Origin of the sequence: Desulfovibrio sp. 1188_IL3213 (assembly GCF_036763145.1) — a bacterium.
GTDB lineage: Bacteria > Desulfobacterota > Desulfovibrionia > Desulfovibrionales > Desulfovibrionaceae > Desulfovibrio.
In genome coordinates this window covers 1-5738 of sequence record NZ_JBAIYR010000126.1, presented here as the reverse complement: position 1 = coordinate 5738, position 5738 = coordinate 1, and the positions used below count along the sequence as shown (strand labels likewise).

The following is a 5738-nucleotide window of genomic DNA, read 5'->3' as shown; positions in this document are numbered from 1 at the left end:
TGGCAGGGACTGGCCTCTGGCGAAGACGCCACGGCGTCTGTCCCCGCAGTGACCCTGACCGGATGCAGCGGCTGCGCCATGCAGTTGCGGGCGCATGCCCCGCAAGGAGCGCGGGTGGCACATTGGCTGGATGTTTTTGATGTTTGAGACGCGCGCCATTTGGGCGGCGGCGCAGAAGGTTTTTGCAACGCAGAACATGTGTCAAAAAACGGACGCAGAGCAGCCGCAAGGGCAAACTGGCGGTACTTTGCATGCGCAGTTTGGCGCTTCGCTTGAAATGGCGCGATACTTCGCGGCTGAACAGCCATTTCAAGCGTTGCATGCCCTGATACGCAAGGCCGAAAGCCCACGACAGAAGCTGTTAGAGCAATTTCAAAGTTAAATTGCTCTAGAGCTGTTGCCACTTGAGCCGTGCTTATTGTCCTGTATGAGCCAGAGCGGCCACAAGCTGTTTCAAGGGGGTGCCCCCTAGTCCAGCAGGCCAAGCAGGCGGGCCACGCGCTGCTCATTAAGGCCGGAGTGCGCCTGAAGCATTTCCTGGCTGTGCTGGGCGGCTTCTTCTTCCACCTGGGCCAGCGCCTGGGTCATTTCTTCGTTATTGAGCATGTGGGGTGTTTCCACTGCCGGAGCCTCAAGGGCAGGGGCGGCAGAAGACGCCGCGTCTGCATGGTTGGCGGGCAGCATGGCATTGACCCTTTCCTGAAATGTGGGAAAAAGCGGGCCCATATCATTATTGCGAAAACGGAATTCCAGTTCCACGGGGGTTCTCCTTGTGCTTTGCGCTTCCGCCTGTTCTGCGGCGGAGGCCGTGGGGCGGCAAAATCGGCCGCACCGGTTCACGCTGCATAGATAAGCAAGAACCATGCCTTTTTTCGCATATGCCATAATGCCGGATTTGCTCCGTACATGTGGAGCATTTTCACAGCAAGAATATCCATTCTCAATGCTTCCGGGACGCCCGCTCCGGCGCGTAACAGCATAAATAAATTTCTCTTTCGCCCCTGCGCCGGGCGTTTGCTCCCGCATCTGGCAGAGCAGTTTCAAAGTGAACTTGCTCAGAAAAAGGCCCGCGGCGGATGCTCGCGGGCCTTTCTGCTTTGTTGCAAAAGTTTTGCTAGCAGTGAGCCTTGAGTTCTTCAAGAAAGGCTTCAGACACCTCAAAACCCAGTTCTTGCGCCTTGTCGGCCGCTTCTTTGGCTTTGGCGAATTCGCCCTGATCAAAGTAGGCCAGGGCCAGGTTGTTCCAGGCCGGGGCAAAGGCGGGTTCTTTTTTGATGATGGACAAGCACTGGGTTTCGCAGGCTTTGATGTCGCCCTTCATAAAATAGGCGGTCGCCAGCGCGTTCTGGGCCTGCACAAAGTTGGGATCCCATTTGAGGGCCTTGTTCAGGGCGGTGATGGCCTTGTCCGGTTCGCCGCGCTGCAGGTGCACAAAGGCAATGTTGCTCCACGGCACGGGGAACTTGGCGCGGCAGTTTGCGGCTTCTTCATTGTAGCGCAGGCAGCCGTCAAGGTCGCCGCGTTCAAGGCAGATGCCGCCAAGCTGCACATAGCCTTCGGCCAGGTGCGGCGAGTTGCGCACAGCGTTCAAAAAAGCTTCTTCAGCGGCGATAAAGTCGCGTTTGGTCAGCAGAGCCAGGCCCAGGTTGTAGTAATGGTTGGCGCACTGCTCATTTTCGGCAATTTCCGCCTTGAGGTCCGCAATGTATTCGTCCAGGTCATCGTAGCGAGCTTTCATTGGATGTGCCCCTCTTTTTTCAGAAGATCATAGTACCAGCGGCAAAAGTCGAAAATGCCCATGTATTTTTCGTCTTTATTAATAACGCCCAAGGCGCATTCTGTGGCGCCCTTGCTGTAAGCCTTGCCATACGGGCCTTTTTTGCCCGCGTCGTGCAGAAATTCGTTAACCAGCTGTTGCGTGGTACGCTTGCTTATGTCTGTGCGCAGATCAAGGGGATCGTTGGGCTTCTGGAAAGGATCCCAGTTGTCGTAACCCAGACGGTCCACAAACTTGCGGCGTCGCGGATTCATGCGCTCATAAATCTCGCGTTTGAGCACTTCCTGCTCTTCCGTAAGTTCCTGCGGCGTTCCGTCTCGAAAGACGGTAGCGGGTATGCTGCCGAACATGCCGGACTCCTTGCAGTGCGCGAAAATCCGTTTTCCGGCGCGTAGGTAAGGCCCTTGTCAGGCCAGCGCCGCCGCCACGCCCCCGCGCGCACGGGCGGTTGCGGCTGTGTCGGCACGGCGGAATACACTGCCGCGCCGTTTTGTATCAGGCCTGTTCTTTCTTGGCCGGCCCAATGCCAAGATAGGTTTCGTCGTAGCGGGTCAGCAGGGCCATGGACAGCGGCACGTACACTTCGTGCAGTTCCTTGAAGCGCGACTGCACTGTGGTTGCGATGTCCTTGCTCAGCTCTTCAAGCCTGTCGTTCATCTTGTCCATATGCACGGTGGGGTAGGCCTTGCCCTTTTCGAATGCGGAAAAACCGCAAACGTGGCCCTGACCACGAATAGCTGTAGGCACGCCATAAATGCGACAGGTGACGGGCCGGGCTTCGTAAAGAAGGCAGCGGTCGGCATCGTCCAGCAGCGGACAGCGCATCTTGATCTTGGCGGCGATGCTCATGATGGCTTCGGGGCTTTCGCCGTCTTTTTCCGCCCTGTACAGTTCCCGCTTGAGGCGGGTTGTGTGGCGGTCAAGTTCTGAAGCGCGTTCCAGTATGGCCGAGCGCTCGGGACCATGCCCGAAAGTGGTGTTAAAGGCCCGGTTAATATACATGGCTTCCACCAGCGAAAGATCAAACATGGCGTGGCAGCAGTCGCTACAGCCTTCTTTGCAGGTCACGCACTGGGGATAGCTGTCGCGCACCCGTTCAAACAGGGCGTCGGCCTCGGCCCGCAGGTTTTCGTAGCGGGTGAAAATAGCGTTCAGGTCAGGGATCATGATTATCCTGTGGCTGTGCGGAGGGCGCATGGGCCGTCCGGCAGGTGTGCGGCGGAGCGGGCTTTCGGGCGTGATGCCTCGCCCGTGCGCTTGTGGCCCGGGGCCTTTGGGCGGGTATTTTTTCAAAACCCGCGCGGCTCGCCGTAAGTACCAGGTGTTTTATCCAGACCTGCACGGGCCGGCGGCCGTGGTTTGCGCATTTTATGTAAGTGCCGCCTGGCGCGCGAGCGTCGGGCGGCACAACACTCTGTCTGCGAGTGGGTCAACAATGGAATGCCGTAGGGCCTTCCATTATCACCTGGAGCAGATTAACTTTGATAATATACATTCTCAAAGTTTGATGCACGCTCACTTCGGCGTTTAACCGCGCAAATAAATTGCGCTTACGCCTCCGTGGCGGGCGTCTGCTCCCGCATCCGCCAGAGCAATTTCAAAGTGAAATTGCTCTAGTTTTCTTCAATGGTGATGGCGTTGACTTCGCAGACTTCCACACAGGATTCACAGCCGAGGCACTCTTCGGGGCTTACGGCTTCGCACTTGCTGTCTTTGATTTCATAAACTTCAACGGGGCACACGTCCACGCATTCGCCACAGCCTATGCACTTGTCCACATCGACATTCACATTGTAACCCATGATCGTCCTCCCAATAGGTTGTCTTGCTTGATCACACAAGCGGGTAGAATTAGCTTGTGCAATTGGATAGCTTTAGCCCATGCCCCTGTCAAGTGTCCTTTGCGCCGTGCCGTAAAAGCGGCTGTCGGCGGTGGTTTGTAAGCTTCAGCCCTGTGCCGTGCTCCGAAACCGGCATCAAGCCTCCAATGTTTTCAGGCCGCAAAGGGCTGAAGCTTTTTTTCAGGGAACAAGGCGAGCGTAATAGCCCTTGCCGTTACGCTTGATTTGCATAAGCACCTGGCCTGACATGCGTTCTCGCCGGAATGCCTGCAAAAGGTCTTTTTCTTCATGCACGGGAATTGCCCCTACCGCAGAAATGACGTCGCCCTTTTGCAAGAAAGGCGAAGGCCCCTTGGCATCAACACTGTTTATAACAACTTTTCCGGCTGTTTGCGCGGCCTTGAACCCCCAGAGCTTGTGCATGAGCCTGCGGGCTTTGTCATCGGTAAAAGGCGCTGGCCTGATGTCCAGCGCGATGGTTTCGCCGTCGCGGCGCAGGCTCAGGCGCAGTTTGGCATCTGCGGTCTGGTTGCGCATAATGTCAAGATAATCACGCCTGTCGCGCACGGGCGAGGCGTTGATGCTGTCTATGATGTCGCCGGGGCGCATGCGAATCTTTTCAGCCGGAGTGTCGGGATAAATGGCGACAACCAGCACGCCGCGCGCTCTGCTGAGGCCCAGGGCCATAGCTGTGTGCGGGTCCACATTCTGCACGTCGAGCCCGAGCCAGAGCGGGGCAACGCCGCCTTTGTCCATAAGGTCGGCCATGACGCGCCGGGCCTTGTTGACGGGAATGGCAAAGCCGATGCCCCCGCCGCGGGAGTCGACCGCGGTATTGATGCCTATCAGCACGCCTTCAAGGTTCAGCAGGGGGCCGCCGCTGTTGCCGGGGTTGATGGCCGTGTCGGTCTGGATGAGGTCGGTAAAAGCGTTGTTGCGGCTGCGTATGGTTCGGCCCAGGGCGGAAACAACGCCCGTGGTCACCGTGTGGCTGAAGCCGAAAGGATTGCCGATGGCAATGACAGTTTCGCCGGGCAGGACATCGTCCGAATTACCCAGACTTACAGCGGGCAGGTCGCTGGCTCCCTTGATCTGCAGCACGGCTATATCAAAGTCCGTGTCAGCGCCGCACACAACGGCAGGATATTCGCGTCCGTCCAGCAGGCGCACCATGACTTCATCACCACCCGCTATGACGTGGGCGTTGGTGAGCACAAGCCCTTTCTTGCCGTCCACAATAACGCCGGAGCCGAGGCTTTCGCGTTTTTGTTTGCGGGGAGAAGCCGGACCGCCAAACCCCGGAAAACCCGGCCCCCGGCCAAAATCCGTTCCAAAGAACTGATCCAGCGGTGAAAGGTTTTGCCCGCGTATTACCTGCGTACTGGTGATATTGACCACTGCCGGGGCAACGGCCTGTACCGCGCGCACAACGGGAGTCAGACGCGGGCTGCCTTCCTGCGGGGCAGCGCCTGCCGCCTGGGGAATCAGACCAAACAAGCCGCCTGAAAGAAGTGTCAGCAGGGTCCAGTACAAAGCCCACGAGAGCGTGCGGTGGATGCCGCAAAAATGTCCGGGGCCGGAAAGCCGTCTGATGCCGGAAGGCACTCTTTTGTATATGGCTGTAAGAGATAAGGTCATTGTTGGTATCCCTTTTTGGAGCTTTTTACCCCGTTTATATAAGCATCGTGAACAGTTCGTAAAGGGCAGCGTGGCGTATTGCCGTAGAAAAGGTCCGGCCCTTGCGCAGGGTTGCCGGAAAGGCTAGAAAAAAAGCATGAACGACAACACTTTTTCATTTTCTTGCCCATCCTCCTGCCTGGAACGTATTTTCCCCGGTCTGCATATTGAGCCGGTGCGGCAGCAGGATATGGCCGCGGCTCAGGCCCATCTGGACAATCTTACCAAACCTCGGGGCAGCCTTGGCAGGCTTGAGGACCTGGCTCGCAGGGTTTACGCCATGCGCCGGGGACAAACGCCTTTGAGCGTCAGCCCGGCCCTCATGCTGACAGTGGCCGGTGACCACGGCGTGGCGGCGCAGGGGGTATCGCCTTTTCCCCAGGCCGTGACGCGCCAGATGGTGCAGAATTTTTTTGACGGTGGCGCGGCCATCAACGTGCTGT

General features: G+C 57.6%; 8 protein-coding genes. 2 read left to right on the top strand and 6 right to left on the bottom strand.

The features are described from left to right. The first annotated feature begins 139 nt into the window (after window positions 1–139). The gene (locus tag V6C16_RS06930; protein WP_333534372.1) at window positions 140–382 is read left to right on the top strand and encodes a hypothetical protein; all 243 of its coding nucleotides are present in this window, start codon (window positions 140–142) and stop codon (window positions 380–382) included. An 86-nt stretch (window positions 383–468) separates the two neighbouring features. Here the strand turns inward: V6C16_RS06930 and V6C16_RS06925 are convergent, their stop codons facing one another. The 6 genes from V6C16_RS06925 to V6C16_RS06900 form a co-directional block, all read right to left on the bottom strand. Next, window positions 469–759, bottom strand: coding sequence for a pseudouridine synthase (locus tag V6C16_RS06925; protein ID WP_333534371.1), 291 nt, complete (start codon window positions 757–759; stop codon window positions 469–471). A 355-nt stretch (window positions 760–1114) separates the two neighbouring features. Next, the gene (locus tag V6C16_RS06920; RefSeq protein ID WP_333534370.1) at window positions 1115–1738 is read right to left on the bottom strand and encodes a tetratricopeptide repeat protein; all 624 of its coding nucleotides are present in this window, start codon (window positions 1736–1738) and stop codon (window positions 1115–1117) included. Continuing rightward, entirely contained in the window at window positions 1735–2127 is a 393-nt protein-coding gene (locus V6C16_RS06915; RefSeq protein WP_333534369.1) for a hypothetical protein, read from the bottom strand. The genes V6C16_RS06920 and V6C16_RS06915 overlap by 4 nt, the downstream gene beginning before the upstream one ends. A 145-nt stretch (window positions 2128–2272) precedes the next feature. Further along, window positions 2273–2944, bottom strand: coding sequence for a YkgJ family cysteine cluster protein (locus V6C16_RS06910; protein WP_333534373.1), 672 nt, complete (start codon window positions 2942–2944; stop codon window positions 2273–2275). Between the two features lie 446 nt (window positions 2945–3390). Next, a complete protein-coding gene (locus tag V6C16_RS06905) occupies window positions 3391–3579 on the bottom strand; it encodes a ferredoxin (RefSeq protein WP_333534368.1) in 189 nt (62 codons plus the stop codon). Between the two features lie 219 nt (window positions 3580–3798). After that, on the bottom strand, window positions 3799–5256 hold the full coding sequence (locus V6C16_RS06900) for a trypsin-like peptidase domain-containing protein (protein WP_333542938.1): 1458 nt from the start codon (window positions 5254–5256) through the stop codon (window positions 3799–3801). 229 nt (window positions 5257–5485) lie between these two features. Here V6C16_RS06900 and V6C16_RS06895 point away from each other — a divergent pair. Further along, on the top strand, window positions 5486–5738 hold a 253-nt coding region (locus V6C16_RS06895), incomplete at its 3' end, for a nicotinate-nucleotide--dimethylbenzimidazole phosphoribosyltransferase (RefSeq protein WP_333542939.1).